Raw genomic sequence first — 25,922 nt, 5'->3', positions numbered from 1 at the left:
TGCTGCAGTTGGTGAGTCCGGGAGTCCGTATGTCCAAACACGCCAAGCACCGCGCCAAATCCGACATTGCGCTGGTGGTCATCGCCCGCAATGAGGCCGCCTGCATCGAGCGCTGCCTGCTGAGCGCCAAGCCGCATGTCGACCGCATGATCGTGCTCGACACCGGCTCCACCGACGACACCGTGGCGATTGCCCAGGCATGCGGCGCGCAAGTCCACCACTTCACGTGGGTCGATGACTTCTCGGCCGCCCGCAATGCCGCACTGGCCGCCGCCAATGCCGACTGGAACCTTGTGCTGGACGCCGACGAGTGGATCGAAGGCGGTACCGCAGAGCTGCGCGACGCGTGCACCTTCGGCCCGCTGCTGGGCGTGGTGTGCATCCGCAGCGAATACGACATCTCGGGCCACGTCGAGCACTCCAACAGCTGGATCGCCCGCCTGCTGCCGCGCGGCGTGCGCTACAAGGGCCGCATCCACGAGCAGCCCGTCGCCAGTACGCCCACTGCGGCCAACCTGCAGCGCGTGCGCCTGCCGCTGGTAATCGGCCACGACGGCTACATGAACGCCAAGCTGGACCAGAAGCGCGGGCGCAACCACACCCTGCTGCAACTGGAGCTGGCCGCGCATCCGGATGATCCGTACGTGCTCTACCAGCTCGGCAAAGACTTTGAGATCAACCAGAAAGACCCGGCCCAGGCCGCTGCGCACTACCAGCGTGCGCTGACAACGGCGCCCAAGACGGCGCCGTATCGGCATGACCTGTGCATCTGCCTGCTGGCGTGCCTGTCCAAATCCAAGCAACTGGATGCGGCCATCACCCTGGCCGGCGAGTGGATGGAGGAATGGTCCGGCTCGCCCGACTACTTCTACATGCTCGGCCACCTGATGTTTGAGGCCGCCGCCCAGGACGCCGCGCAGGCCGAAAAACAGTGGCTGCCGATGGCGGAGTCCGCCTTCCTGAAATGCCTGGAGATTGGTGAGCAGCCCAAGCTGGACGCCGCCGTGTTCGGGCGCGGCAGCTTTGCCGCCGCAAAGTACCTGGCGCTGACCTACCGCGCCCAAGCCGACACCCTGGCTATCAAGGCCAATCATTTTTCCAACCTCGCGCGGCAGATGCAGGAACGCACCGCCGCTTCGGCCGCACCGGTCGCCGCATGAGCGAGCACTGAACCATGAAGACAGTCATCCTGGCCGGGGGCCTCGGCACGCGCATCAGCGAGGAGTCGCACCTCAAGCCCAAACCGATGATCGAGATTGGCGGCCGTCCGATCCTGTGGCACATCATGAAGATCTACGCCGCCCACGGCATCAACGACTTCATCATCTGCCTGGGTTACAAGGGCTACGTCATCAAGGAATACTTCGCCAACTACTTCCTGCACATGTCGGACGTGACGTTCGACATGTCGAAGAACGAAGTGACCGTGCACGAGCGCCACGCCGAGCCCTGGCGCATCACGCTGGTCGACACCGGCGAGCAATCGCAGACCGGCGGGCGCCTGAAGCGCGTGGCAGCCTACCTCGACCCGAACGAGCCGTTCTGCTTCACCTACGGCGACGGCGTGTCCGACATCGACATCACCAGCAAGATCGCCTTCCACCGCGCGCACGGCAAGATGGCCACGGTGACGGCCGTGCAGCCACCGGGGCGCTACGGCTTGCTCCAGCGCGACGGCACGCGCGTGACCGGCTTCACGGAAAAGCCGCCGGGCGACGGCGGCACCTGGATCAACGGCGGCTTCTTCGTGCTGAATCCGTCCGTGATCGAATACATCGCAAGCGAAGACACCCCCTGGGAAGGCGCACCGATGACGCGCCTGGCCGAGATGGGCGAACTGAATACGTTTGAGCACCACGGCTTCTGGCAGCCGATGGACACGCTGCGCGACAAGAACAGCCTGGAAGCCCTGTGGCAATCGGGGAGTGCTCCGTGGAAAAAGTGGTGACGCTCCATCCCGCCGCCTGGGCCGGCAAGCGCGTCTTCCTGACTGGGCATACTGGCTTCAAGGGAAGCTGGCTGGCGCTGTGGCTGCATCAACTTGGCGCGCAAGTCTACGGTTACAGCCTGGCGCCGGAAACGACTCCGAATCTTTTCACGTCTGCCAACGTGGAATCCGCGTTGGCCGGTCATACGCTGGGCGATATCCGTGATGCGGATGGCTTGCCGGGTTGCGTACATGAAGCCATGACTGCGGCACAGCCCGACGTCGTCTTTCACCTCGCGGCACAGCCGCTGGTGCGCGCGTCGTACAAGGACCCCGCTGCCACCTACGCCACCAACGTAATGGGCACGGTGAACGTGCTGGAAGCCGCGCGCGGCTGCACGAACCTGTCGGCCATCGTGGTGGCCACCACCGACAAGTGCTACGACAACCGCGAATGGGCCTGGGGCTACCGCGAAACCGATGCACTCGGCGGCCATGACCCCTACAGCGCCTCCAAGGCGTGCGCAGAACTGGTGGCCGCAAGCTACCGGCGCGCGTTCTTTGCCAACGGCCCGCTGTTGGCCACTGGCCGTGCTGGCAATGTGATTGGCGGCGGTGACTGGTCGGAAGACCGGCTCATCCCCGATGCCGAGCGCGCGATGCGTGCCGGTACACCGTTGGTCATCCGTTCGCCGCACGCCACGCGGCCGTGGCAACACGTGCTGGATTGCCTGCATGGCTACCTGGTGCTCGCGCAGCGCCTGCTGGCCGGTGACGCCTCCTGCGCAACGGCCTGGAATTTCGGCCCGGACAGCGCCGCTACGCGCACGGTTGAACAGGTGCTGCAAGGTCTGCAACAACACTGGCCGGATCTGATCTGGCAACTGGACGCCAATGCCACCACCGGCCGCCATGAGGCGGGCATGCTGCATCTCGACGCCAGCCGGGCGCGCCAGCAACTAGGCTGGCAAACAGCCTGGCCGTTCGAGACCGCGCTGGAACACACAGCCGCCTGGTATCGCCAACTGCATGACAAGACAGCAGACGCGCGTGCGCTCTGCGACAAGCAGATCGACCAATTTACCGCCGCCGCATCTGCCTCCACATCCAGGAGCGCCGCATGAGCCGCTTCACCATCGCGCCGACACCGCTGGCTGGCGTGGTTGAAATCACCCGTAAAGTCATCGGTGACCACCGCGGTTTCTTCTCGCGCTTCTTCTGCGCAGAGGAACTTGCCGCCGCTGGGTTTGACACCCCGGTCGCGCAGATCAACCACTCCTATTCCGCCAAGCGCGGCACCGTGCGCGGGCTGCACTTCCAATACCCGCCGCATGCCGAGATCAAGCTGGTGAGCTGCGTGCGCGGCCGCGTATTCGACGTCGCTGTCGACCTGCGCGCGGGCTCGCCGACCTTTCTGCAATGGCACGCGGTTGAGCTGTCTGCCGAGCGGCACAACAGCCTGCTGGTGCCCAAAGGCTTCGCGCATGGTTTCCAGGCGCTGGAAGACGATTGTGAGCTGCTGTACCTGACCTCGACACCGTATGCGCAGGCCGCGGAAGACGGCCTCAACCCGAACGACGGCCGGCTGGGCATTGCCTGGCCGCTCGCCATGACCGAATGCTCCGACCGGGACCGCAACCATCCGCCGCTGACCCACGCGTTCACGGGGATCGACTTGCTGGCCCTGAATCCTGAACCACAGGCATAGCCATGACCCAGAAGATTCTGTACTCCAAGCCGTCGATCACCGAGCTGGAAGTCGAATACGCCACCGACGCCGCCCGCAACGGCTGGGGCGACCAGTGCTACGCCTATATCAACCGCTTTGAAAAGCAGTTTGCCGCGTTTGTCGGCACGCAATACGCCATCGCCACATCGAGCTGCACCGGTGCCATGCACATGGGGCTCGCAGCGCTGGGCATCGGCGCGGGCGACGAGGTGATCCTGGCCGACACCAACTGGATCGCCACCGCCTCGCCCATCACCTACGTGGGCGCCACGCCGGTATTTGTCGACATCCTGCCCGACACATGGTGCGTAGACCCGGCGCTGGTGGAAGCCGCCATCACGCCGCGCACGAAAGCCATCGTCGCCACGCACCTCTACGGCAACCTGTGCGAGATGGACCAGTTGCTGGAGATCGGCCAGCGCCACGGCATTCCCGTCATCGAAGACGCGGCCGAGGCGCTCGGCTCGCGCTGGCATGGGCACGCTGCGGGCTCGCAGGGCATCTTTGGCACGTTCTCGTTCCACGGCACCAAGACCATGACGACGGGCGAAGGCGGCATGTTCGTCACCAACGACCGCGCACTGTACGACCGCGTGATGACGCTGAACAACCACGGCCGCGTGCCTGGCGGCAAACAGTTCTGGTCGGACTTCATCGGCTTCAAGTACCGGATCTCAAATATCCAGGCCGCGATCGGCTGCGCGCAGCTTGAGCGTGTAGATGCACTGGTTACACGCAAGCGCGAGATCTTCGCTGAGTATCAACGGCATCTCGGTGACGTTGCCGGCCTCGCGCTCAACCCCGAGGCGCCGGGCACGCTGAACAGCTACTGGATGCCGACCGTCGTGTTTGACGAAGCCCTGGGCATCACGCGCGATGGGCTGCTGGCGGCGTTCTCGCGCCGCGGCATCGATGCGCGCGTGTTCTTCTATCCGCTGAGCCAGACGGAGCTGTTCGGCACATCGGCAGACAGTGCGCGCAACAAGGCGCCCAACAGCTATGCGATTGCCGAGCGCGCGATCAACCTGCCGTCGTATCACGATATGTCGAGCGAGAACATCGAGACGGTGTCCAACGTGGTGCTCGATCTCGTGCGCGAACACCAGGAGAAGCTGACATGCCTGGCATCCTGAGCCCCGATCAAATCGAGACGTTTCAGCGCGACGGCCTGCTGATCCTGCGCGACTTCTACGCGCCATCGCAGGTCGAGCCGATCCAGCGCGCGATCTACGACATCATCGGGCTGGTGATCGACAAGTACCGCCTCGACATCGTGCGTACGCCGTTTGCACCAGAACGCTTCGACGACGGTTATCAGGCGGTCATCAAAGCCAATCGCAAATACGGCGCCGAGGTGTACGACGCGGTCAAGCAGATCCCGGCATTCGTGCGCCTGCTGGGCGACGAGCGGCACGAACAGCTCGTGACCGAAGTGCGCCCCGGCTCGCTGCCGGGCATTGCACACGCCGGCTCGGGCATCCGCATCGACAACCCGCGTGAAGAGAAATTTCGGGCCAACTGGCATCAGGAATATCCTGCCCAGTTGCGCAGCCTGGACGGTGTGGTGTTCTGGAGCCCGCTGGTGGAAATCACGCCCGAGATCGGGCCGGTTGAGTTCTGCCCTGGTTCCCACGTGGAAGGGCCGCTGCCCGTGTTCAGCGCGGACCCCGACAACGCCGGCAAGCAAGGCGCCTATGCCTTGCTGATCAAGGACGAAGCAAGCTATCTCGCGCGCTACCCGCACGTGCAGCCGTTGACCAAGCCGCGTGATCTGGTGATGGTGGACTTTCTGGTGCTGCACGCATCGGGGCACAACACGAGCCAGCGTTCACGCTGGTCGATGCAGTTCCGCTACTTCAATTTCTGCGAGCCGACCGGGCGCTCGCACGGTTGGAAGGGCTCGTACGCCAACGGCGTCGACTTCCGCACCGTCCATCCCGAACTTTCTGTGGAAGCCTGACCATGACCCAGGGTGCACTGCCATGCAATGTCTGCCAGCAACCGCTGGCAGAGCCGATCTACCGCGCCCCGCAAAGCGCACTGTCGTCACTGCGCCGGGCCATGGAAGGCACGCTGGAGGTGTTCTGCTGCGCCGCGTGCGGCCACATCCAGACCGTCGAGCTGTGTGACAACGGCAGCTTCTACGACACCGAGTACGACATCCTCGTCAATAGCGAGGAAGAAGACCAGATCTACGCCGTCGAGAACGGCCAGAAAATCTTCCGCGCCGACCACCAGGTCGCCCTCTTCCAGAAAAAGCTGCAACTGCCCGAAGGCGCGCGCGTGGTCGACTTCGGCTGCGCCAAGAGCGCGACCATGCGCCTGCTGAAGCAACAGCGCCCGGACGTGAACGTCCACCTGTTCGACATCAGCGACCGCTACATCGGCTTCTGGGAAAAATTCCTCAGCCCCGAACAGTGGGCTACGTACACGATCCCACCGGCATGGCAACGCTCGTTCGATGTGGTCAGCTCGTTCTTCTCGCTTGAGCACATCCCCGACCTGACGACTGCCCTGCGCAACATCCATGGCCTGCTGCGTGACGGTGGCCGGCTGTACGCCATCGTGCCGAACACGTTCACCAACTCGGTGGATTTTCTGGTGGCGGATCACGTCAATCACTTCACACGCACGTCGCTGCAGACGCTGCTGGCCAACCACGGGTTTGATCTGCTCGAAGCGGATGCGCAAAGCCATCGTGGCGCGTTCGTCGTCACGGCCGTGCGCCGGCCCGGCGATAGCAAAGTCGCACCGGTGCTGGATGCGCAGGAACTGGCCGACACGCAGAGCGCCGCCAACCGGCTCGCTCGCTTCTGGCAACAAGCCTCCAGCCATCTGACGGACTTTGAAACACAGCACGGCGGCGCGCCTGCCGTGATCTACGGCGCCGGTTTCTACGGCGCCTACACCGCCAGCAACCTGCAACAGCCGCATGCCCTGCGCGCGTTTGTCGACCAGAACCCGTACCTGCAGGGGTCGTCGCTGGCCGGCAAACCGGTGGTGGCGCTGGACAGCATTCCGGACGAAGTCGAAGTCGTGTACCTGGCCGTCAACCCGGTCATTGCCGACGAAGTACGGCACACCGTGGAAGCCGCGTATCCGAACCGCTTCCGCTACTTCCGCTTCCAGCCATGATTGCGCGCGGCAAACTCATTCTTCGGGAATGGCGCGAGAGCGATATCCCGCAACTGGTACCGCTGCGCAACGATGTGCCGACGCAGCTGCAGTTGATGACACGCCCACGGCCCAACTCTGCCGCCAGCGTGCGCGACTGGTTGATTGGTAAATCCAAGCAGAGCGAGGTGGTGCTGTTCATCATCGCCAGCCAGGCAGATGACAGCGTGCTGGGTTACCTGCAGTTGAACCACATTGATGCGGTCAACCGGCACGCCTCGCTGGGCATCTGCCTGGTGTCGTCCGCCCAGGGCCACGGTCACGGGCGTGCCGCGTGCGAAGCCGCGTTTTCCTACGCCAGTGAAACGCTGTGCCTGCGCAAGATCACGCTGGAAGTGCTGGCCGAGAACACACGCGCGATCGAGTTGTACCGAAAGCTCGACTTCCGGCAGATCGGCACGTTGAACGCGCACTACCTGCAAGACAACCGCTGGCACGACGTTGTCCTCATGGAGCGGATGCTGGCGCCATGAACGTCGTCATCACACAACCGATGCTGTTCCCCTGGGTCGGGCTGCTTGAGCAGATCATGCTGGCGGACGTGCTCGTCAACTACGCCGACGTGCAGTTCTCCAAGGGCAGCTTCACCAACCGCGTGCAGATCAAGGAGCCCACCGGCACGCGCTGGATGACGGTGCCGCTGGAGAAATTCCACCTCGGCGCCCGCATTGACGAGGTCAAACCGGCAACCCATGTCGACTGGCGCGCGCAGCATCTGCGCATGCTGGAGCAGGCCTACGAGGCCGCACCCCATGCAGGCGACATGCTGGCGCTGGTGCGCTCGGTGTACGAAGCGGACTACGCCAACATGGGCGCACTGGCGCTGGCGTCGATGCGCGCGGTCTGCCGCTATCTGGGCATCGAGCTGGACCGCAAGTTTGTCGATTCGCCTGAGCTGGACATCCCCGGCCGCAATACCGACCGCGTGCTGGCCATCGTGCAGAAGCTGCAAGGCGACACCTACATCACCGGACACGGTGCCAAGAACTACCTGGCCCATGCCGAGTTCGAGCAGCACGGCATCACCGTGGCCTACATGAATTACGCGATGCGGCCGTATACACAGTTGCACGGCGCGTTCACCCCCTTTGTCAGCAGCCTGGACCTGATTGCCAATCATGGGCCGGCAAGCAAACCGTACCTGAGCCCTCAGACCCTCAACTGGCGCGAGTTCATCCAATGAGTGAGATTGCAGCAATCCAAACCGAAGCCGGGGCAGCCTTGGCGCCTCAGAAGCCGGATGAGGTGGTCCAGCAGGTCGCACTCAGCGTCTGTATTCCGACCTACAACCGCGCCCGCTACCTCGACAACCTGCTTACCGAACTGGTCACGCAGATTGGCGAGCTGAAGTTCAGCTACGAACTGCTGATTGGCGACAACTGCTCCACCGATGCCACCGAGGAAGTCGTGGCCCGGTATCAGGACAAACTGAACATCCGGTATTTCCGGCGCCCGTCCAACCTGGGCTCCGACCGGAACCTGAGTGAGCTGTACCGTAGCGCGCAGGGCAAGTACGTGCTCTACCACGCCGACGACGACCTGCCGATCCTGGCGGAGATCAACAACAACATCGACATCTTCGAGCGCAACCCTGGCGTGGATGTCATCTTCGCGCCGTGGCTCATCCATGACCTGCCGACCCGGCAGGACTTGACCGCCTTCTATCGCCAGGACGACGACTACCTGATCGAGCAGCACGACTATCCCAAGCTGCTGGCGCTGGTCCTGTCGCACCACCTGTTCCCAGAGATCTACCTGGCGCGTCGCGAGGTGATGAACCGGCTCTATTTCAGCGCGCCGGAGCATGCGTTCTACGCCTTCGTGCATGCGGCGGAAATGCTGGGCACCAGCGCGGTGTACTTCAGCAAGACACCGTTCTACCGCTCGGTCTCGCGCTACTTTGCGGACGAGACCCGCGCCCAGGCCGGCAACGAACAAGTGAAGTTTGCGTGGGACCGCTATCGCGGCGGCCTGGAATATCTGTTCGGCAAGTTCTCGCACACGCTGCCGGCGGCTGAGCGGCCGGAGTGGTTGAACGCGATCAACCAGTTCATCCTGGTGCGCATGAAGGTGGCACTGCGCCTGCGCACCCAGGAGGGCGGCGACTGGATCAACAACTACTACATCGCCAACCGCGTCCGCGCGCTAGGTGAAGTGGCCGATCTGCCCGCGCCGTACGACCTGTACCGCGTCAACGCCGCATTTGAATACCTGACCAAGCTCGACCCGTTCAAGCCCGAGCCGCCCAAGTACGCCACCCTGCGTCGCGCACCGCTGCAGGTCTTCCCGCACGCGCAGGGTTTTGCTGGGGCGGAGTTCCTGGTGCTCGACGACGATGCCGCCATTCCACACCACACCGTCGTCGTGACGCCGATTCCGATGGACATTCCGGTGCCGGCCGGCCGCGAAGTCCACTTCGTGTCGGAACTCGAAACGCTCGCCAAATTTCCCTAAGCCGAACGCAACATGGATTTCTCCAACGCCAACTCCGTGGTCTCGCTGATGAACAGCGTGCTGGCGCCGTCCTCCGCCGTCGGTGCCAGCACCGCCAGCGGTGATGCTGCCAAGCCCAGCGTCGACTTCGGTGCAGTGCTCAAGTCATCGCTGGACAAGGTCGATGCCTCGCAACAGAAGGCTGACGCCATCTCGCGCAGCTTTGAGATGGGCAACAGCGACGTCGACCTGCACGACGTAATGCTCTCGCTGCAGAAGGCCAACATCGACCTCCAGACCGCCGTACAGGTGCGCAACAAGTTTGTCTCGGCGTACCAGAGCATCATGAGTATGTCGATCTGACGTGACCCTGCCGTCGCTTGGTTCTCCTCGCCAGCATCGAGCGACGGCAAGCGCGCTTACAACTGCCGCCAGGCGCGCGCCCCAATTCGCGTGCCGTCCGTGGCAATATTGACGTCCCATTGAACACGGTCACGCGCAAACCGCTTGCCCAGGCCACTGCGGCACGCGCCGCACAGGCGCCAGGACCGTCCCCGGGAGTCTTGCCGTGAACGACGTGCTGGCACTCGATCAGCAGCTCTGTTTTCCTCTGTACGCCGCGGGCCATCTGCTGACGCGCCTGTACCGTCCGCTGCTCGACGAACTGGGGCTGACCTATCCGCAGTACCTCGTGATGCTGGCCTGCTGGCAGCAGGCGCCGTGTGCCGTGGGCGACCTGGGCCGCACGTTGTATCTGGATACCGGCACGCTCACGCCGTTGCTCAAGCGCCTGGAAGAACAGGGGCTGCTGACGCGCACACGCGATCGTGACGACCAGCGCCGCGTCGTCATCGAGCTGACCGAGACCGGCCGCACGCTGAAGGAGCGCGCCACCAAGGTGCCGCAGGCGCTTGCATGCAAGATCCCGCTCGAACTCGACGAGATTGGCGCCACGCGCGAGGTGCTGCGCACGCTGCTGGATGCGCTTGCTGCAGCAGATGACCGAGGTTAACCGCCCCACCACCCCATCACCCTTCACACAGCCGGGCCGGATTGACGTGCCGGGCTGCATCCCGAATTTTCATCTCCCCGACACACCGTGCAATCCACTCCCACCAACCCGGCGCGGGTCGCGCTTGTTGTGATCGCGCGCAACGAGGCCGCCTGCATTGAGCGCTGCCTGCTGAGCGCCAAACCGTTTGTCGATCGCATGGTGGTGTTGGATACCGGCTCCACTGACGACACCATCCCCCTTGCCCAGGCATGTGGTGCGCATGTCAGCCAGATGACTTGGCAGAATGATTTTTCTGCCGCCCGCAACGCCGCACTGGAAGCCGCCAATGCGGACTGGAACCTCATCCTGGATGCGGATGAGTGGCTGGAGTCCGGTGGTGAGCACCTGCGCGCTCTGGGCAACGCCAACCCGATGCTGGGCATCCTCTGCATCAAGAACGATACCGATGCGACCGAAGATGCCAGCCAACTGATCGCGTGGCTCCCCCGATTGTTGCCGCGCGGCGTGCGCTACGTGGGACGGATCCATGAACAGCCGGTGTCATCGTTGCAGGCGGAACGCCTGCCCATCGTGCTGCGGCATGACGGCTACACCACCGCCAAGATGCAGAAGAAAGGTGATCGCAACACGCAGCTCCTGCTCGATGAACTCAAGCATCGGCCGGAAGATCCTTACGTGCTGTTCCAGCTCGGCAAGGAAATCGAACTGCATCAGGAGGACTACGCCAGGGCCGCGGACTACTACGCCCGCGCTTTCGCCCGCGCGCCGCAAGACGCGCCCTACCGCCGCAACCTGGCGCTACGCTATCTGTACAGCCTGGGTAAATCTGATCGCCTGGATGAAGCAATGGCGCACGCGGATGCCAGCATCCATGCATGGCCGGACTTTCCGGATCTGTGTTTCGCGCTGGGTTTGGTGTTGGTGGATGCGGCGGTCAAGCACCCGGAGCATGCCAGCACGCAGTGGCTGCCGCTGGCGGAGCAGGCGTTCTGCCGTTGCCTGGAGATTGGCGATCAGGCGGGGATGGATGGCAGCGTAGTCGGGCGAGGCAGCTTCCTGGCTGCCCAACAGCTCGCCACCGTGTATCAGATGCAGGCCAACGTACTTGCCCGCAAATCCGATCAATACCTGGCACTGTCGCAGGAGATGCAAGGCGCGCCTGCGCCTCGCGAAGTTGGGTAACCCCGTAAGAAATCAGTAGCGCGCCATGCTGCCGTAAGCGTGGCTGGCGGTGTTGGCACGGCGCGCCGTGTCAATGCGCTTCTGCAGACGGTCCAGGCGCGGATACACCATCGCGCGCACGCGGGCGTCGTCTTCAAGAATGCGCACGAGCAGCGTGCGCTTGCGCTCGATGTCGTCGCGTGACAGCGTGGGATGCGGCTCGGAACGGCGCAGCGCATCCACATAGGCGGCGCTTTCGCTCTCAAGCGTACTGACGATTTCCCAGTTACCCACTTCGGCCGCGTTGACCATTTCAGCAGTCAGGCGTGCGATGGCTTCGTAGCAGGCGAACAGACTTTCGCTGTCCTTGATCGGGATATGGCGGTGCATGTTGGCTCCAGGTGGGCCGAATTCGATAAAGAAATCGCTTTGCTGCGCGGCTGGTGTGCAGCAAACGGCGTCAGCTCACAACACTCAGGTGGTTGCTGGGGGCCGCCGCACCCGGCTGGCCAATGGCAAGCCAAGCATCCTGCAGCGAAGCCAGCAAACCGTCAACCTCGGCAAGCATTGACACGTCATTGGTGCCGTTGGCCACCAGCAGGCGGCGCAGCATGTAGTCGTACAGGCCATTGAGCTGCACGGCGATCTCGCCACCACGCTGGTGGTCGAGACTAGCCTGCAAACCCTGGCCGATGATCGAGATGGCCTTGTCAAACGCACGCAGCTTGGTGGGCAGGTCGCCGCGCTCGATGGAGGCGGCAGCCAGCTTGACGGCCGCGCGTGCACCGTCAAACAGCATGGCGATCAATCGATGCGGGTTGGCGTCAACCACAGACGTCTCGATACCGACTTGCGCGTAGGCACCGATGGCGCGGCGTGCTGCGTACATGGAAAAGGTCCTCGCTGTGTGATCTTGTTATGGGTGTTGCTTCAATCCTGACTTAGCTGCTCTTGGTCTGGTTCGCAATGGCCGCGAGCTGCGTGGTCAGGTAGGTGCTGGTATTCGTCATGCTGGCCACCGCTGCAGACAACGCATTGAACTGCGTGTAGTACAGGGCCTGCTTGTTGCTCAACTGCAGTTGCATGCTGCTGATCTGGCTGGCGAGCGAAGTGAGCGAACTGTTGATCGAGTCCGTCTCGTTCTGCACCATGCCGGTGGTCGACAGCAGGTTGGTCATGACTGTGTTGAGTTGCGCGGCATAACCACGCTGCACTGTCACCGTGCCGCGGCTGCCCAGCGCACCGCCGGTCACCTGCACGGTCAGTCCATCGACGGCCGTGCCCGTCGCGCCATACAGGTTCTGACCCGAACCCGTGGCCGCCACCCCGTTGATGGTGCCCTGCACGTCCTGGCCAATCACTGCGGTGGGGCTGCCGCCCATCAGGGACGCAGCACCATTGCCCGACACCGATACCGACGAGATCGAACCGAACTGGCTGTCGGTAATGCTCAGCACGCCGCCAGCATTGGCCGACACCGATGCGGTGATCTTGGCGCTCTGCAGGCTCGACGATGCGTTGATCTGGCTCTGGACCTGTGCGGCCAGGCCCGCAGCGCTGTAGCTGCCGGCCGGAATCGTCACGTTGACGGCGATACCGCTGACGTTGAACGCCAGCGTGTCGTTGGAACCTGCCGTGATGGTCGTGTTGGCCGCGGCCGAGCCGGAGAGCGAGCCCTGCGTGGCCAGTTGCGAAACGCTGACGGCGTAGCTGCCCGACTGCGTGGTGCTCGAAAACGTCGGCACGTTGACCAGCGCATCCGTGGCCGTGCCCGTGCCGGCAAACAGGCCAGCCACCTGGCTGGGCGATGCGGCAATCGCCGCCGACAGCTTGGTGTTGTCGACCGCCAGCGTGCCGTCCGAATTCATCGTCACGCCCACGCTGCCCAGCGACTGATACTGGCCGCTGCCGATGGCCTGGCCCAGCACATCGGTAATCTGGTTGATGAGCGTCTTGGTGCTCACATCGCCTGCCAGCGGGCCGTTGTTGGCGCTGTTGCTGGTGTCGATGTTGGTCAGGTTGTTCAGTTGCGTGCGCAGCGCGTTGTAGCCATTCACGAAACTGGTGATGGCGTTGGTGGTGGCGGTCGGGTCGTTGGCCACCGTCACGGTGGTGCTGCCCGTCTTGGCCAGCGTGAACGACGTGCCATCCACCACGTTCGACAACGTGTTGGTCGGGCTTTGCACGGCAATGCCGTTGACGGTGGCCAGGGCGTTCTGGCCCGTGGTCACCTCGTTCAGGTTCTGCGTGCCGGCCGGATCTTGCGAGAGCAGCGATTGCAGCGTTGAGTCGCCCGACACGGAGATCTTCATCTCCGAGTTGGAACCGCCCGCCGTGGAGGTCAGCACCAGACGGTACGGATTGCCGCTGCCGTCATCCACGATGCTGGCCGAGACGCCCAGGTTGGCCGAGTTGATCGCATCACGAATACCGGCCAGCGTGTTGTTGGACGAGTTGATCGTGATCGAACCACCCGCCAGGCTGCCGTTCTGCGTGAACGTGGCGCCGGTGTACTTGCCGCCCGAAAGCGTACCGCCCGACACCGAGCCGAACGAGAAAGAAATCGTGGTGGACGACCCGCTGCCAATGGCTGCCGTGGTTGACGTCTGCCCCTGCGCGGCCAGCACCTGTGATTGCGCCAGCTGCGTCACATTGACGGCATACGAGCTGGCCGGGGCAGAGCCGGTAACCGATGCGCTCAGCACCGACGAGTCATAGCCGCTCGCCTTCATGGCGCTGTAGTTCGACGCGGTGGTCAGGTTCGACAGTGCAGTCTGGAAGGTCGACAGCGCACTCTTGAGCGTACCCACAGCCGAGAGCTGCGTCTGGTACGAGCTCTGCTGAGTCTGCAACTGTGTCAGCGGCTGGCTTTCCACGCTCATCAGGCTGGAGACCAGCGAGTTGACGTCGATGCTCGTCCCAATACCGGGGATGGAGATCGGCGGAACGTAGTTGCTGGTGGTGGAAGAGGTCGTGGTGGTCGCCATGATCGAATCTGGTGAACGTCTTCGCCGACGGAAGTCTCTCTTGTCAACGGCAGCGCCTGCCACTTCTTTAGGGCATGGCGCCCATACGCCACCCCTGATGAAGTGGGGTGTCGTTCAACCGTCGTTCAGCAAAAAAAAAGCCGGCGCCCCGAAGAGCGCCGGCCCCTACCGACTCTTGCAGCCAGCCGCCAGGCGGCCGAGCCCGCATCAGTCTGCTATTAGCCCTTCAGCAGGTTCAGGATGCTGTTCGGTGCCGAGTTGGCTTGCGCCAGCATGGCCGTACCCGCTTGCTGCAGGATGTTCTGGCGGGTCATGTTCGACGTTTCAGCAGCGTAGTCGGTGTCGATCATGGTGGACTTGGCGGCCGACAGAGCGGTGTTCGACGAGGTCAACGTGTTGATGGTCGAGGTCAGACCGCTTTGCTGGGCACCCAGGCTTGCGCGGGCGGCCTTCAGGCTGGTCAGGTCGGTGGCGATCGCGGCCTGGGCTGCGGTTGCGTTGGCGGTCGAGGTTACGCTCGTACCGGTCAGCGTGCCGAAGCTTGCCAGGTTGGCGTTGGTGACGTTGGCCACGTCGGTTGCTGCGCTTTGGCCGTACTGGAACGACGTCGACGTCACCGAGCCGTCGAACAGCTTGGCGCCGTTGTAGTTGGCGTTGGTCTCGATGCTCTTGTTGGCCGAGGCCAGCTGTTGGTATTCCTTGTCCAGGTTAGCCTGGTCGGTGGTCGACAGACCGCCGTTGTTGGCTTCCACCGCCAGCTGGTTCATACGCTGCAGGTTGTTTTCAACCTGACCCAGGTACGAGTCGGCCGTTTGCAGGTACGACTGCGCGTTGTTGGCGTTCTGGATACCTTGGGTTTGGGCGTTCAGCGTGGTCGTCAGGCTGGAGGCCACAGCGTAAGCAGCGGCATCGTCCTTGGCGCTGTTCACGCGCAGGCCGGTCGACAGACGTTGCAGCGACGTTTGCAGAGCGGACTGCGATTGATTCAGTGCTTGCTGCGTTTGCAGGGACGAGATGTTGGTATTAAGGCTGAGGGACATGACGGCTCCTAAGTTTCCCGATGGCGTTGTTGCCCGTTTGATTGCTCATTCCGGCTAGGCCGGGCAACGTGACCTGCAACTTGAAGGGGATCAGGTCTGCGTTGTACTCAGGTTATCGGTGGCCGCGGCAGAAAGTTTAGGGGCAACTTGACAAATTTGTGCGCGAGCGGCGGTTTGGCCTGGCGGCACCCCCTACTTTCATCCCCCACCAAAAGAGGCGCCGGGCCTCCTTCTTGGCCGGCAGGCCCTCGGCTATACTCGATCGATCCGTTCAAAGGCGCCCGCCCCTATATATAGAGAGCACAGAGCGCCGCCGCACAGATGGGGAGTTGCACGGCCCGCCAGCCTGATCCACAGGTCCATGACCCGCTGGCGGTTAGAAGAGCTCTGAAGTGAGCCCGCTTGACCCGCAACGCCCATGCTTAACGTTCTGATTGTCGAACCGCACGATATTGCCCGTGTCGGCCTGCGCCAGATCCTCAAGGATTCACGCCTGGCCCGGCAGATCGAGGCTGTGCCCGACCTGCGCGACGCCAACAACGACCTGCTCGAACAGCGCGAGTGGGACGTCATGCTGTTCTCGGTGGAATCGGCCACCGGCGATGAATTCCAGACCATCAAGACCGTGCGCCAGCAGCACGCGCGCCTGGCCGTGCTGGCACTCGGCCGCCACCCCGAGGCGCTGCTTGCGGTGCGCGCGCTCAAGGCCGGGGCGTCCGGCTATCTGCCCATGGATGCCAGCCAGCCGCAGTTGCTGGCCGCCGTCAACGCCATCTCCAAAGGCAAGAAATACCTGCCTTCCGACATGGTGGAGGTGTTGGCCGACAACCTGAACGTCGACTGGGACAAGCCCCGCCACGACATCCTGTCTGACCGAGAATTCCAGACCCTGCGCATGCTCGGCTCCGGCCGCACGCTGAGCGAGATTGCCGAGGCACTGCAGATCAGTGCCAAGACAGTCAGTGTGTATCGGGGGCGGGTGCTCTCAAAGATGAAGCTGCGCAACAACGCCGAGGTGACCATGTACGTGGTCAGCAACGGGTTGCAGTTATAGGGTGTCCTGCAAAGCTACTGCGCCACCCGATCTTGGCCCTGCGATGCTCGCCGTACACGTGTACGGCTGCGCTTCTCGCGCCAACCTCGGGCGGCTCGCTACGCTTTTCGGGACACCCCGAAAAGACTCGAAATCACAGAAGACGCGGCTCGCGCGGTAGGCGCATACCGTACTGGCGCACGTTCTCGCGCACCAGGTCCTGCACGGCGGAGGGCTCCAGCGGCCGCGTGAGCAGATACCCCTGATACTCGTCGCAGCCGACCTCGCGCAGGAAATCGAGCTGCCCGGTGGTTTCCACGCCTTCGGCCACGGTCTTCATGCCCATCGCCTGCGCCATCATGATGATGGCCCGCGTGATGGCGGCGCGCTCGGCTACGTGCGGCAAATCCTGCACGAAGGAGCGGTCGATCTTGAGCGTATCGATCGGGAACCGGTGCAGATACGACAGCGATGAATATCCGGTGCCGAAATCATCCAGCGCCAGCGACACGCCCATCGCGCGCAGCTCGGTCAGCAACGCATGCAGCGAAGGATCATCGCGGATCAGGATGCCCTCGGTCATCTCCAGTTCAACCGCATCACCCGGCAAACCGCTGGTGGACAACGCCCCGCGCACCATGGCACTGAGCTGCCCCGAGCTGAAGGCCTGCCCCGACAGGTTGATCGACATGCGCAGTTGCGGCAGCCCGATGCGGCGCCAGCGCGCAAGCTGATCGCAAGCGGCGCGCAAGATCCAGCGGTCGATCTCGACGATCAGGCCGGTCTCTTCCGCGTCTTGAATGAACTGGCCGGGCATCATGCGGCCGAAGTCTGCCGAGTTCCAGCGGATGAGCGCCTCGACGCTGACAATGCGGCCACTCTTCACGTCCACGCGCGGCTGGTAGTCGGCATAGAACTCGTTGCGGTCGCTGGCGCGGCGCAGACCCGATTCAATGCGGAAGCGGCGCGAAACGCGGTCGTCCAGGTCGCTGGTGAAGGTCTGGAAGTTGTTGCGGCCGCGCTCCTTGGCCAGGTACATGGCCGCGTCAGCCTTGCGCAGCAAGGTGTTGGGGTCGTCGCCGTCGTGCGGTGCCACGGCAATACCGATCGACACGCCCAGGAACAGCTCCTGCCCTTCGATATAGAACGGCGCGCTGATGGCCGAGAGAATGCGCTCGGCCACGCGGCGCGTGCCCAGGCCGTCGAGCGATTCGAGCATGACGACAAATTCGTCGCCGCCCAGGCGCGCCACCGTGTCGGCCTCGCGCGCACAAGCCTGCAGGCGGGCTGCCACTTCACGCAGCAGCATGTCGCCAAACTGGTGGCCCAGCGTGTCGTTGACGTTCTTGAAACGATCCAGATCCAGGAACATGACCGAGACGCGCGTGCGGTTGCGTCGCGCGATGGCCAGTGCGTGCTCCAGGCGGTCTTCCAGCGCGGAGCGGTTCAGCAAACCGGTGAGCGTGTCGTGCGTGGCCAGATGGCGGATGCGCTGCTGCGCCTCGCGGATCTGCGTAATGTCGACCAGCGACACCAGCACGGAGTACGGCGGCAAGGCCGCATTGGACCCGGCCGCTGGCACGGCGGTCATCGCGTGGCCGCCCTCGGCGTACAGCGGTGTCCAGTTGCTCGACACCCACACGGTGCGGCCATCCTGACAGTGCAGCCCGAAAATCTGGTTCAACTGCGGCAGGCCCTCGGCCATCACGTCGCGGTCGGGCCAGTCGGTGTCGTGGATGGTCGTCTCGAACTCGTCAACGGCCGACAACACCACCTGTGCCAGCGTGCGGCCGATCAACTCGGCCACCGGCACACCCAGCAAGCGTGCGGCGCTGGGGTTGGCGTACGTCACCCGGCGCTGCCCGTCGCACACCAGAATGCCCTCGGTCAACGCGTTGACCATCGACAGCAGGTCGAGCTTCGGGCAGAAGCCCGGCGGCTCGCCGCGTGCCGGACAGTCGGCCGGCAGCCTGTCGGCATCGACAGGTGCAAGAGCAGCGTGGGTGGGAAAGGGCAAGGAATTCAAGACAGCTTCCGGCAGGACGGCAACACATGTATGCGGCGCCGGAAACCCGTCCGACGCCCTTTGCAGAACTACAACGGCACGCACAGGCAAATCTTTCGGGCGGACATCACTTTTACGCGGAGGTTTGCTTGCCGGGAGATGCGCAAGGCGCCTGAAAGCGGGTCACGCCTCAAAAAAAGTGCTCTATTAATTACTTTTAAGTCACTCAACGGCCACCTCGCTTTGCCGCAAACCCCCGAGATAGACGGGATTGACCGCGTTTCTTGCCGGAATGAGCTGGACAGAGGTGGGGAAGAATGCCATCCGAGAACCCGACTCTGGAATTTACGGATTTCGAGCTGGGAAGGCCCACCCCCCCATAGCCTCCGAGTGATCCCCATGGCCGAAGCTGCTGCCGCCACTACCGCCCCCGCCCCCGCAAAGGGCGGCTCCACCAAGCTGCTGCTGATCATCCTGATCGTGCTCGTGCTCGTCGGCATGGGCGGCGCCGCTGCCTGGTTCTTCCTGGGAGGCGGCAATCACGCTGCATCCCCTGCTGCCCCGGCCAAGCCCAAAGAGCCGGTCTTCGTGGCGATGGACACCCTCACCGTCAACCTGAAGCCCGAGGAAGGCAGCGATCGCTATCTGCAGATCGGCATCACCTTCAAAAGCTTCGACAAGCACGCTGAAGAGGGCATCAAGACCTACACGCCCGAGTTACGCAGCCGGATCCTGACGCTGCTGGCCAGCAAGTCGCCCACCGAGCTGTATCCGGCAGAGGGCAAGGCCGCGCTGGCCAAGGAAATCGTCGAACAATGCGAGCAGGTGTTCAAGGCTGTCGGCAAGGAATCGCCGGTGGCAGACGTCCTGTTCACCAACTTCGTGATCCAGTGACATGCTCAAGGAAGAGTTTCTTTCCCAGGAGGAGATCGATGCGCTCCTCAAGGGCGTCACCAACGAGGTCGACGAGGAACCTGTCGCGGCCGACCCGTCTGGTGTACGCACCTATAACCTGGGCTCTCAGGAGCGCATCGTCCGTGGGCGCATGCCCACGCTGGAAATCATCAACGAGCGGTTTGCGCGCAACTGGCGTCTGGGGTTGTTCAACTTCATGCGTCGCAATGCGGAGATCTCCGTTGGGCCGGTAAAGGTCCAGAAGTACAGCGAGTTCATCCGCAACCTGGTCGTGCCGGCCGCCATCAACCTCGTGCACGTCAAGCCGCTACGCGGCACGGCGCTGTTCGTGTTCGATCCCAACCTGATCTTCCTGGTGGTCGACAACCTGTTCGGTGGTGATGGGCGCTTCCACATGCGCGTGGAAGGCCGCGACTTTACCGACGTCGAGCAGCGCATCATCCAGCGCATGCTGCAGCTCATGTTCGATCACTACGCCAAGGCGTGGCAGCCGATCTACCCGATCGAGTTCGAACAACTGCGCATGGAAATGCACACCGAATTCGCCAACGTGGCCACGCCCAACGAGGTGGTGGTCACGACCAGCTTCAGCGTGGAGCTGGGCAGCAACGGCGGCGATGTGCACATCTGCATGCCCTACACGATGATCGAACCGATCCGCGACCGGCTGACCTCCGCCATTCAGGGCGAGGCGCTGGAAGTGGACAAGCGCTGGGTGCGGCTGCTCTCACAACAGGTGCAAACCGCCGAGGTGGAACTGGTTGCCGACCTGACCACCGCCCGCGTGCAGTTTTCCGACCTTCTGAACATGAAGGTGGGCGATGTCTTGCCGGTGGAGCTGGACGATTCCGTGACGGCCAAGGTAGACGGCGTGCCCGTCATGGAATGCAACTACGGCACCTTCAACGGTCAATACGCCCTGCGGGTTAACCGCATGCTGAATATGAGCGGCAGTGAATCTGCCATGGAGTCTGACGATGACAACTGAACCGACCATGAACCCCGAGACCGGCGCCGACGACATTGACGTCGAGATGACGATGGAAGAGGCCATGGCCCTGGAGGCGGCGCAACGTGCAGCCTCCAATCCGCCGGCCGCCACGCCGGCCGCCGATTCGGTGTTCAAGCCGCTGGTTGTCGATAGCCCCAGTGCGACCGGCAACTCGCGTAACGACATCGACATGATCCTGGACATCCCCGTGCAGTTGACGGTGGAACTGGGCCGCACCAAGGTGCCCATCAAGAACCTGCTGCAGTTGGCACAGGGCTCGGTGGTGGAGCTGGACGCACTGGCCGGTGAGCCGATGGACGTGCTGGTGAACGGTTACCTGATCGCCCAGGGCGAAGTGGTGGTCGTGAACGAGAAGTTCGGTATCCGCCTGACCGACATCATCACGCCGTCTGAACGTATCCGTAAGTTGAATCGCTAAGAACCGGTCACGATCCGTAGCGAGCGGCCCGAGGTTGGCTCGAGAAGCGCAACCGTACATGGGTACGGTGAGCATCACAGGGCCAAGATCGGGCCGCGCAGTAGGATCGGGAGCCGGTTCGACGCACCCTGACAGCAACCAATGCTCCCCCCGGGCAAGGTGTTGAAATGAACCATGCAGTTGATTGGGCCCGCACGCTTGGCGGGCTGTTTGTAGTGTTGGCCATGATCGTGGCAGCCGGCTGGCTGCTGCGCAGGCTGCAGCACCGCGCGGGCATGGGCCCCGGGCGCCGGAGCCAGGTCATCTCGGTGGTGGCGCAGCAGATGCTGGGCGCCCGCGAGAAAGTCGTAGTGGTGGAAGTGGAAGACACATGGCTGGTGCTGGGCGTTACGCAGCAGCACGTGCAGACGCTGCACACGCTGCCGCGCCCGGCAGATGCCGCCACGGCAACCACGCCGCACACCGACAACAACACCACACCCGGCAGCAAGCCGCCCGCCTTTGCCGATGCACTGGCCAGCGAACTCAAGCGCCGCTTCACAGGCAACACAGGGAAGTCGGAATGAACATGCGTGCTGTCTTCCGTTGCTTGATGGCACTGGCGCTGCTGTGCGCGGCGCCTGCCGTGTTTGCTCAGGCACAACCCGGTCTGCCGCTGCTCTCGGGCAGCGCCGGCGGGCAGAGCTATACGCTGCCGGTGCAGACGCTGATCTTCCTCACGTCGCTCGGTTTCCTGCCGGCCATCATCCTGATGATGAGCAGCTTCACCCGCATCATCATCGTGCTGTCGTTGCTGCGCCATGCGCTGGGCACGCAAACCACCCCACCCAACCAGGTGCTGATCGGGCTGGCGCTGTTCCTCACGTTCTTCGTCATGTCGCCGGTGCTCGACAAGGTCTATACCGACGCCTACGTGCCGCTGCGCGACAGCAAGATCACCGTGGAACAGGCCATGGACACGGCCGCCACGCCGCTGCGCCAGTTCATGCTCAAGCAGACGCGCGAGCCGGACCTCGCCCTGTTCGTGAAGATGGGCAACATGCCGCCCATCGCCAGCCCTGAGCAGACGCCCATGCGCGCGCTCATTCCCGCCTTTGTCACCAGTGAATTGAAGAGCGCGTTCCAGATCGGGTTTGCCATCTTCATCCCGTTCCTGGTGATCGACATTGTGGTGGCGGCCGTGCTGATGTCGATGGGGATGATGATGGTCACGCCATCCATCTTCTCGCTACCGTTCAAGATCATGCTGTTTGTGCTGGTGGATGGCTGGCACCTGCTGCTGGGCTCGCTGGCCCAGAGCTTTGTGCAATAAGGAGCCGTCATGACACCCGAGTACGTATTGGATATGGCGCGCCAGGCGATGCAAGTCGCCATGATGGTGGGTGCGCCCATGCTGTTGGTGTCGCTGGTGGTCGGCCTCCTGATGGCGGTGTTCCAGGCTGCCACGCAGCTGAACGAGCAATCGCTGTCGTTCATTCCCAAGCTGGTGGCCGTGGCCGCCACCATGATCCTGGCCGGCCCATGGCTCGTGAGCGTGATCGTCGACTACACGCGCGATCTGCTCACCAACATCCCCAACTACGTGAATTGACGTCACCGAGCTGACCTAGCCGCCATCCACCATGATCCAGTTCACCGCCACTCAGCTCAACGGCTGGATCGCCATGTACTGGTGGCCGCTCGTGCGCGTGCTGGCGTTCATCGCCATTGCGCCGCCGTTTGCCAACACCGAAGTGCCGATGTCGGTCAAGGTGGCGTTCGGCGTCATCATCACGGTGGCGCTGGCGCCCATGCTGCCGGTGCCGCCGGAGGTGTCGGTCGGCTCCTACGAGGGGCTGTGGATCACCCTGCTGCAAGTGGCGATCGGGCTGTCGCTCGGGTTTTGTGTGCAGCTCGTTTTCAGCGCCATCAGCGGCGCAGGCGAGCTGATGTCGATACAGATCGGCCTGGGCTTTGCCACGCTGGTCGACCCGCAACAGACCGAAAGCAGCATGTTGCTCGGCCGCTTCCTCAACCTCACGGCCATCACCGCCTTCATTGCCGGAGACGGGCATCTCGTGCTGCTGCACGCCCTGTTCGACAGCTTTACCGCACTGCCCATCGCGGCCACGCCGCTGGCCAATCCCGGCTGGCAGACCTTGGCCCAAGGCGGTGCCATCGCCTTCGCGCTGGCCATACGCATCGCCCTGCCGATCATCGCCATCATGATGATCGTCAACCTGGGCTTTGCCGTGCTCGCACGCACCGCACAGGCGCTCAACCCATTTGCCGTGGGGATCTCCGCCACGCTAGTGGTGGGGCTGATGCTCCTCATGGTGATGATGACCTCGCTTGCGCCGGTGGTGGAGCGCTCGGTGATGGATGCGCTGGATCTCAGCGGGCGGGCGTTCACTCAATTCGGAACGTTGCCCCGCTAGAACGGCATTGCGCCTCTGCCCCTTCCTCTGCTGTTAGGCTTGCACACATTCAAGCATCTACTTCAGGGAGTCTCACCACATGAGCCGCCGTGTTCTTGTGACGGGCGCAAGCCGTGGCATCGGCCGCGCAATCGCCTACCAACTGGCGTCTGACGGGTTCGACGTCTCGGTCCATTGCCGCAGCGGCCGCAAAGAGGCCGAGGCCGTCGTGGCTGACATCCAAACGCAGGGCGGCAAGGCCCGCGTCCTGCAGTTCGACGTGCGCGACCGCACTGCCTGCCGCACACAGCTCGAAGCCGACGTGGAAGCACACGGCGCCTACTACGGCATCGTCTTGTGTGCAGGCGTCACCCGCGACGCAGCTTTCCCTGCCCTGACAGACGAAGACTGGGACATCGTGCTGGAGACTGGCCTGGACGGTTTCTACAACGTCGTGCACCCGCTCACCATGCCGATGGTGCGAGCGCGCCAGGGCGGGCGCATTGTCACCATTGCGTCCGTCTCAGGCGTGATGGGCAACCGCGGGCAGGTCAACTACAGCGCAGCCAAGGCAGGGTTGATTGGCGCGTCCAAGGCGCTGGCGGTGGAGCTGGCCTCGCGTCGCATCACCGTCAACTGCGTGGCACCGGGGCTGATCGAGACCGAGATGCTGGCGCACATGGAGCACCTGGACCAGGCGCTGGAAGCGGTACCGATGAACCGCGTCGGGCAACCGGCAGAGGTGGCTGCCGTGGTGGGCTTTCTGATGTCGGATGCGGCATCGTATGTCACGCGACAGGTCATTGGCGTCAACGGCGGCATGATCTGATGCAGCTACCGCGCTGAGCAAAACGCTACCTCCGGCGTGCCACCAGATCGTCCACCACCGGCACAACGGCCAGCAGCATCAGAATTGATGCGAGTGGGATGGTGGTGGCATACCCCACGTGCTTGAAACCCAGCGCGCCTGCGACACCGCCCACGAAAAACATCCCCAGCAGGGAGACCAGCAAGCGCAGCTTGGGCCGATTGGCGACCACGGCCGGCAGATTGCGGTGCCCGTGGTTCCAATACAGCGCCTTGCCGACCTCGATGCCGATGTCGGTGGCCAAGCCGGTCACGTGCGTCGTGCGGATTTCCGCCCTAGAAATCTTGGTGATGATGGCGTTCTGCAACCCCATCAGAAAGCACAGCAGCGCCACGGTTGCCGGCACGAACACGAGGCGGTATTGCCCAAGCGACGAGCCCATCAAACCAAAGAGCAACAGCAGCCCCGCCTCGAGCATGAGCGGCAATGCAAATTCACTCTGCGTGCTGCGCCGGCGCCCCCAGTTGACCAGCACAGCCGTACAGGCCGCCCCGCACAGGAACGCCAACAACGAGGCGAAGCCCGCCAGCACGAATAGGAAATCCCCCAGCACGAGGTCGTCGGCCATCGCCGAGACAATGCCGGACATGTGCGACGTGTACTGTTTGACGGCGAGAAAACCGCCTGCGTTGGCGGCACCGGCCACGAAAGCCAGCGATTGGCCCAGCCGGCGGTTGGCGTCTTCGGTACGCTCTGGGCTGGTCAGGCGGCGGAGATATTGAATGGGCATGACCAGTCCTGACGGTAGGCGAGCCGACATGATACGCCGCGCCCCCTGACCGCCCCTGGTCAGCCGATCAAGGATTGAAGTACTGGAACAGCGACATGCCCTGCATGGCCGTGAAGGTTTTCTGCGCGGCCTGCAGCGACACCTGCTGCTGGGCAAACTGCGAAATGGCCGTGGTGTAGTCCACCGACTGCAGCTTGGAGATCTGCTCCTTCAACTGCTCGCCGTAGTTCGAACCGCTGCTGTTGAGCGTGGTGATCTGCGCCTGCTGCGTGCCCACCGTCACCTGCGCCTGCAGGGCGACTTGGTAGGCATTGTCCAGGTTGCCCTGCGCCGTTTGCACGGCCTTCTGCAGGTTGGCAACGTCAGTAGCCTGCGTGGCCGGATTGATCGGGGTGGACAGCGCCGTAATCAGGTTTTCGTACGTCTTGAAAATGCTCTGGTTGGCGCTCGGGTTTGACGGGTCGGTATTGGCAATGCGCACGAACACCGAGTCACCCGACACCGAATTCGGCATCGATACATTTTGCGAGACCTGCACCGTGGGCGGCTGACCGCTGCCGACATACTGCACGCTGCCGCTCGTGCTGACGAACGGGTCGGTCGTACCGTTGGCACCGCCAAACAGGGCCACACCCGAGGCGTCACGCTGGTTGGCCGTCGACAACAGTTGCTGATACTGCTGCTTGACCTGCGCCAGCACGCCAATGCGCTGCGAATCCGTCATCAGCGTGGTGTTGGCCGACACCAGCGACTGCTTGCCCTGTTGCAGCGTGGTCACCAGGTTGGTGAGCGCCGAAGACACGTTGGTCAGGCGCGCATCGGTGGCGTCGCGGTTGACCTGGTATTGGTCGTTCGCGTCTTGCGTTTGCTGCAGTTGCGTCATCTGCCCAAACGCGCTCGGGTTGTCACCGGCGCTGGTGAGCGCAATACCGCTGGCAATCTGCTGCTGCAGCGTGAGCAGGTTCGACTGCGTGTTCTGCATCGAAGCAGAAGACGCGGCAAAGAATTGGGCGGTACTGACTCGCATGATCGGTCCGGACGAAGGGCTTTAGGACGTTATCGGCACGTTGGCGCGATTC

The 25,922-nt window shown here is 63.3% G+C and carries 29 protein-coding genes; 22 read left to right on the top strand and 7 right to left on the bottom strand.

What is annotated here, in order from left to right; translation table 11 throughout:
- Nucleotides 1-29: 29 nt before the first annotated feature.
- From PI87_RS06290 to PI87_RS06230, 13 genes are all read left to right on the top strand, one after another.
- Nucleotides 30-1,160 (top strand): glycosyltransferase family 2 protein, encoded by a 1,131-nt coding sequence (locus tag PI87_RS06290; RefSeq protein WP_039596812.1) that lies wholly within the window; start codon nucleotides 30-32, stop codon nucleotides 1,158-1,160.
- A 14-nt stretch (nucleotides 1,161-1,174) separates the two neighbouring features.
- Entirely contained in the window at nucleotides 1,175-1,948 is a 774-nt protein-coding gene (gene rfbF / locus PI87_RS06285) for a glucose-1-phosphate cytidylyltransferase (protein ID WP_039596811.1), read from the top strand.
- On the top strand, nucleotides 1,933-3,051 hold the full coding sequence (gene rfbG / locus PI87_RS06280) for a CDP-glucose 4,6-dehydratase (protein WP_052321423.1): 1,119 nt from the start codon (nucleotides 1,933-1,935) through the stop codon (nucleotides 3,049-3,051). The genes rfbF and rfbG overlap by 16 nt, the downstream gene beginning before the upstream one ends.
- The gene (gene rfbC, locus PI87_RS06275) at nucleotides 3,048-3,635 is read left to right on the top strand and encodes a dTDP-4-dehydrorhamnose 3,5-epimerase (protein ID WP_039596809.1); all 588 of its coding nucleotides are present in this window, start codon (nucleotides 3,048-3,050) and stop codon (nucleotides 3,633-3,635) included. The genes rfbG and rfbC overlap by 4 nt, the downstream gene beginning before the upstream one ends.
- Nucleotides 3,636-3,637: 2 nt before the next feature.
- Nucleotides 3,638-4,789, top strand: coding sequence for a DegT/DnrJ/EryC1/StrS family aminotransferase (locus PI87_RS06270; RefSeq protein WP_039596808.1), 1,152 nt, complete (start codon nucleotides 3,638-3,640; stop codon nucleotides 4,787-4,789).
- Nucleotides 4,774-5,616, top strand: a complete 843-nt coding sequence (locus PI87_RS06265) for a phytanoyl-CoA dioxygenase family protein (protein WP_039596807.1) — start codon at nucleotides 4,774-4,776, stop codon at nucleotides 5,614-5,616. Before PI87_RS06270 ends, PI87_RS06265 begins: the two co-directional genes overlap by 16 nt.
- 2 nt (nucleotides 5,617-5,618) lie before the next feature.
- On the top strand, nucleotides 5,619-6,791 hold the full coding sequence (locus PI87_RS06260) for a class I SAM-dependent methyltransferase (protein ID WP_039596806.1): 1,173 nt from the start codon (nucleotides 5,619-5,621) through the stop codon (nucleotides 6,789-6,791).
- On the top strand, nucleotides 6,788-7,303 hold the full coding sequence (locus tag PI87_RS06255) for a GNAT family N-acetyltransferase (protein ID WP_039596805.1): 516 nt from the start codon (nucleotides 6,788-6,790) through the stop codon (nucleotides 7,301-7,303). The genes PI87_RS06260 and PI87_RS06255 overlap by 4 nt, the downstream gene beginning before the upstream one ends.
- On the top strand, nucleotides 7,300-8,013 hold the full coding sequence (locus PI87_RS06250; protein WP_039596804.1) for a WbqC family protein: 714 nt from the start codon (nucleotides 7,300-7,302) through the stop codon (nucleotides 8,011-8,013). The genes PI87_RS06255 and PI87_RS06250 overlap by 4 nt, the downstream gene beginning before the upstream one ends.
- Entirely contained in the window at nucleotides 8,010-9,284 is a 1,275-nt protein-coding gene (locus PI87_RS06245) for a glycosyltransferase family 2 protein (RefSeq protein ID WP_039596803.1), read from the top strand. Before PI87_RS06250 ends, PI87_RS06245 begins: the two co-directional genes overlap by 4 nt.
- Before the next feature lie 12 nt (nucleotides 9,285-9,296).
- Nucleotides 9,297-9,626: a flagellar hook-basal body complex protein FliE gene (gene fliE, locus PI87_RS06240; RefSeq protein ID WP_039596802.1), complete on the top strand. Its 330-nt coding sequence runs from the start codon at nucleotides 9,297-9,299 to the stop codon at nucleotides 9,624-9,626.
- Between the two features lie 205 nt (nucleotides 9,627-9,831).
- Nucleotides 9,832-10,275 (top strand): MarR family winged helix-turn-helix transcriptional regulator, encoded by a 444-nt coding sequence (locus PI87_RS06235; protein WP_039596801.1) that lies wholly within the window; start codon nucleotides 9,832-9,834, stop codon nucleotides 10,273-10,275.
- 87 nt (nucleotides 10,276-10,362) lie between these two features.
- On the top strand, nucleotides 10,363-11,460 hold the full coding sequence (locus tag PI87_RS06230; RefSeq protein ID WP_039596800.1) for a glycosyltransferase: 1,098 nt from the start codon (nucleotides 10,363-10,365) through the stop codon (nucleotides 11,458-11,460).
- A gap of 12 nt (nucleotides 11,461-11,472) precedes the next feature.
- Here PI87_RS06230 and PI87_RS06225 read toward each other — a convergent pair whose 3' ends face one another.
- The 4 genes from PI87_RS06225 to PI87_RS06210 form a co-directional block, all read right to left on the bottom strand.
- A complete protein-coding gene (locus tag PI87_RS06225; protein WP_039596799.1) occupies nucleotides 11,473-11,829 on the bottom strand; it encodes a flagellar protein FliT in 357 nt (118 codons plus the stop codon).
- Between the two features lie 70 nt (nucleotides 11,830-11,899).
- Nucleotides 11,900-12,328, bottom strand: coding sequence for a flagellar export chaperone FliS (gene fliS, locus PI87_RS06220; protein WP_039596798.1), 429 nt, complete (start codon nucleotides 12,326-12,328; stop codon nucleotides 11,900-11,902).
- A 52-nt stretch (nucleotides 12,329-12,380) separates the two neighbouring features.
- Complete coding sequence (fliD, locus tag PI87_RS06215) at nucleotides 12,381-14,426, bottom strand: flagellar filament capping protein FliD (RefSeq protein WP_052321422.1); 2,046 nt, start codon at nucleotides 14,424-14,426, stop codon at nucleotides 12,381-12,383.
- 218 nt (nucleotides 14,427-14,644) lie between these two features.
- A complete protein-coding gene (locus PI87_RS06210; RefSeq protein WP_039596797.1) occupies nucleotides 14,645-15,466 on the bottom strand; it encodes a flagellin N-terminal helical domain-containing protein in 822 nt (273 codons plus the stop codon).
- Between the two features lie 418 nt (nucleotides 15,467-15,884).
- Between PI87_RS06210 and PI87_RS06205 the strand changes: the two genes are divergently transcribed.
- Nucleotides 15,885-16,520, top strand: a complete 636-nt coding sequence (locus PI87_RS06205) for a LuxR C-terminal-related transcriptional regulator (protein WP_039596796.1) — start codon at nucleotides 15,885-15,887, stop codon at nucleotides 16,518-16,520.
- 133 nt (nucleotides 16,521-16,653) lie between these two features.
- Here the strand turns inward: PI87_RS06205 and PI87_RS06200 are convergent, their stop codons facing one another.
- Complete coding sequence (locus tag PI87_RS06200; protein ID WP_039596897.1) at nucleotides 16,654-18,402, bottom strand: putative bifunctional diguanylate cyclase/phosphodiesterase; 1,749 nt, start codon at nucleotides 18,400-18,402, stop codon at nucleotides 16,654-16,656.
- A 501-nt stretch (nucleotides 18,403-18,903) separates the two neighbouring features.
- On the opposite strand from PI87_RS06200, the gene fliL reads away from it, so the two are divergent.
- The 8 genes from fliL (at nucleotide 18,904) to PI87_RS06160 (ending at nucleotide 24,074) form a co-directional block, all read left to right on the top strand.
- A complete protein-coding gene (fliL, locus tag PI87_RS06195; protein ID WP_039596795.1) occupies nucleotides 18,904-19,398 on the top strand; it encodes a flagellar basal body-associated protein FliL in 495 nt (164 codons plus the stop codon).
- Between the two features lies 1 nt (nucleotide 19,399).
- Nucleotides 19,400-20,407 (top strand): flagellar motor switch protein FliM, encoded by a 1,008-nt coding sequence (gene fliM, locus PI87_RS06190; RefSeq protein WP_039596794.1) that lies wholly within the window; start codon nucleotides 19,400-19,402, stop codon nucleotides 20,405-20,407.
- A complete protein-coding gene (fliN, locus tag PI87_RS06185; RefSeq protein ID WP_039596793.1) occupies nucleotides 20,397-20,849 on the top strand; it encodes a flagellar motor switch protein FliN in 453 nt (150 codons plus the stop codon). Before fliM ends, fliN begins: the two co-directional genes overlap by 11 nt.
- A gap of 167 nt (nucleotides 20,850-21,016) precedes the next feature.
- The gene (fliO, locus tag PI87_RS06180; RefSeq protein WP_039596792.1) at nucleotides 21,017-21,415 is read left to right on the top strand and encodes a flagellar biosynthetic protein FliO; all 399 of its coding nucleotides are present in this window, start codon (nucleotides 21,017-21,019) and stop codon (nucleotides 21,413-21,415) included.
- A complete protein-coding gene (fliP, locus tag PI87_RS06175; protein ID WP_039596791.1) occupies nucleotides 21,412-22,161 on the top strand; it encodes a flagellar type III secretion system pore protein FliP in 750 nt (249 codons plus the stop codon). The genes fliO and fliP overlap by 4 nt, the downstream gene beginning before the upstream one ends.
- A 9-nt stretch (nucleotides 22,162-22,170) precedes the next feature.
- Complete coding sequence (gene fliQ, locus PI87_RS06170; RefSeq protein WP_021193480.1) at nucleotides 22,171-22,440, top strand: flagellar biosynthesis protein FliQ; 270 nt, start codon at nucleotides 22,171-22,173, stop codon at nucleotides 22,438-22,440.
- 31 nt (nucleotides 22,441-22,471) lie between these two features.
- Entirely contained in the window at nucleotides 22,472-23,266 is a 795-nt protein-coding gene (gene fliR, locus PI87_RS06165; RefSeq protein WP_039596790.1) for a flagellar biosynthetic protein FliR, read from the top strand.
- Between the two features lie 79 nt (nucleotides 23,267-23,345).
- Complete coding sequence (locus PI87_RS06160) at nucleotides 23,346-24,074, top strand: 3-ketoacyl-ACP reductase FabG2 (RefSeq protein WP_039596789.1); 729 nt, start codon at nucleotides 23,346-23,348, stop codon at nucleotides 24,072-24,074.
- Between the two features lie 25 nt (nucleotides 24,075-24,099).
- On the opposite strand, the gene PI87_RS06155 is transcribed toward PI87_RS06160, so the two are convergent.
- Together PI87_RS06155 and flgL are read right to left on the bottom strand one after the other, a co-directional pair.
- The gene (locus PI87_RS06155) at nucleotides 24,100-24,843 is read right to left on the bottom strand and encodes a YoaK family protein (RefSeq protein ID WP_039596788.1); all 744 of its coding nucleotides are present in this window, start codon (nucleotides 24,841-24,843) and stop codon (nucleotides 24,100-24,102) included.
- Between the two features lie 67 nt (nucleotides 24,844-24,910).
- Nucleotides 24,911-25,870 (bottom strand): flagellar hook-associated protein FlgL, encoded by a 960-nt coding sequence (gene flgL, locus PI87_RS06150; protein ID WP_039596787.1) that lies wholly within the window; start codon nucleotides 25,868-25,870, stop codon nucleotides 24,911-24,913.
- Nucleotides 25,871-25,922 lie beyond the last annotated feature (52 nt).

It is taken from the genome of Ralstonia sp. A12, from assembly GCF_000801955.1.
In the GTDB taxonomy this organism is placed as follows: domain Bacteria; phylum Pseudomonadota; class Gammaproteobacteria; order Burkholderiales; family Burkholderiaceae; genus Ralstonia.
This window is presented reverse-complemented; position numbering and strand designations above follow the sequence as displayed.

Coding starts and splice junctions, on each gene's coding strand:
- PI87_RS06290 (WP_039596812.1), top strand. CDS start 30: ATGTCCAAACACGCCAAGCACCGCGCCAAATCCGACATTGCGCTGGTG.
- rfbF (WP_039596811.1), top strand. CDS start 1,175: ATGAAGACAGTCATCCTGGCCGGGGGCCTCGGCACGCGCATCAGCGAG.
- rfbC (WP_039596809.1), top strand. CDS start 3,048: ATGAGCCGCTTCACCATCGCGCCGACACCGCTGGCTGGCGTGGTTGAA.
- PI87_RS06270 (WP_039596808.1), top strand. CDS start 3,638: ATGACCCAGAAGATTCTGTACTCCAAGCCGTCGATCACCGAGCTGGAA.
- PI87_RS06265 (WP_039596807.1), top strand. CDS start 4,774: ATGCCTGGCATCCTGAGCCCCGATCAAATCGAGACGTTTCAGCGCGAC.
- PI87_RS06260 (WP_039596806.1), top strand. CDS start 5,619: ATGACCCAGGGTGCACTGCCATGCAATGTCTGCCAGCAACCGCTGGCA.
- PI87_RS06255 (WP_039596805.1), top strand. CDS start 6,788: ATGATTGCGCGCGGCAAACTCATTCTTCGGGAATGGCGCGAGAGCGAT.
- PI87_RS06250 (WP_039596804.1), top strand. CDS start 7,300: ATGAACGTCGTCATCACACAACCGATGCTGTTCCCCTGGGTCGGGCTG.
- PI87_RS06245 (WP_039596803.1), top strand. CDS start 8,010: ATGAGTGAGATTGCAGCAATCCAAACCGAAGCCGGGGCAGCCTTGGCG.
- fliE (WP_039596802.1), top strand. CDS start 9,297: ATGGATTTCTCCAACGCCAACTCCGTGGTCTCGCTGATGAACAGCGTG.
- PI87_RS06225 (WP_039596799.1), bottom strand. CDS start 11,829: ATGCACCGCCATATCCCGATCAAGGACAGCGAAAGTCTGTTCGCCTGC.
- fliS (WP_039596798.1), bottom strand. CDS start 12,328: ATGTACGCAGCACGCCGCGCCATCGGTGCCTACGCGCAAGTCGGTATC.
- fliD (WP_052321422.1), bottom strand. CDS start 14,426: ATGGCGACCACCACGACCTCTTCCACCACCAGCAACTACGTTCCGCCG.
- PI87_RS06210 (WP_039596797.1), bottom strand. CDS start 15,466: ATGTCCCTCAGCCTTAATACCAACATCTCGTCCCTGCAAACGCAGCAA.
- PI87_RS06205 (WP_039596796.1), top strand. CDS start 15,885: ATGCTTAACGTTCTGATTGTCGAACCGCACGATATTGCCCGTGTCGGC.
- PI87_RS06200 (WP_039596897.1), bottom strand. CDS start 18,402: ATGGTCAACGCGTTGACCGAGGGCATTCTGGTGTGCGACGGGCAGCGC.
- fliL (WP_039596795.1), top strand. CDS start 18,904: ATGGCCGAAGCTGCTGCCGCCACTACCGCCCCCGCCCCCGCAAAGGGC.
- fliM (WP_039596794.1), top strand. CDS start 19,400: ATGCTCAAGGAAGAGTTTCTTTCCCAGGAGGAGATCGATGCGCTCCTC.
- fliN (WP_039596793.1), top strand. CDS start 20,397: ATGACAACTGAACCGACCATGAACCCCGAGACCGGCGCCGACGACATT.
- fliO (WP_039596792.1), top strand. CDS start 21,017: ATGAACCATGCAGTTGATTGGGCCCGCACGCTTGGCGGGCTGTTTGTA.
- fliP (WP_039596791.1), top strand. CDS start 21,412: ATGAACATGCGTGCTGTCTTCCGTTGCTTGATGGCACTGGCGCTGCTG.
- fliQ (WP_021193480.1), top strand. CDS start 22,171: ATGACACCCGAGTACGTATTGGATATGGCGCGCCAGGCGATGCAAGTC.
- fliR (WP_039596790.1), top strand. CDS start 22,472: ATGATCCAGTTCACCGCCACTCAGCTCAACGGCTGGATCGCCATGTAC.
- PI87_RS06160 (WP_039596789.1), top strand. CDS start 23,346: ATGAGCCGCCGTGTTCTTGTGACGGGCGCAAGCCGTGGCATCGGCCGC.
- PI87_RS06155 (WP_039596788.1), bottom strand. CDS start 24,843: ATGCCCATTCAATATCTCCGCCGCCTGACCAGCCCAGAGCGTACCGAA.
- flgL (WP_039596787.1), bottom strand. CDS start 25,870: ATGCGAGTCAGTACCGCCCAATTCTTTGCCGCGTCTTCTGCTTCGATG.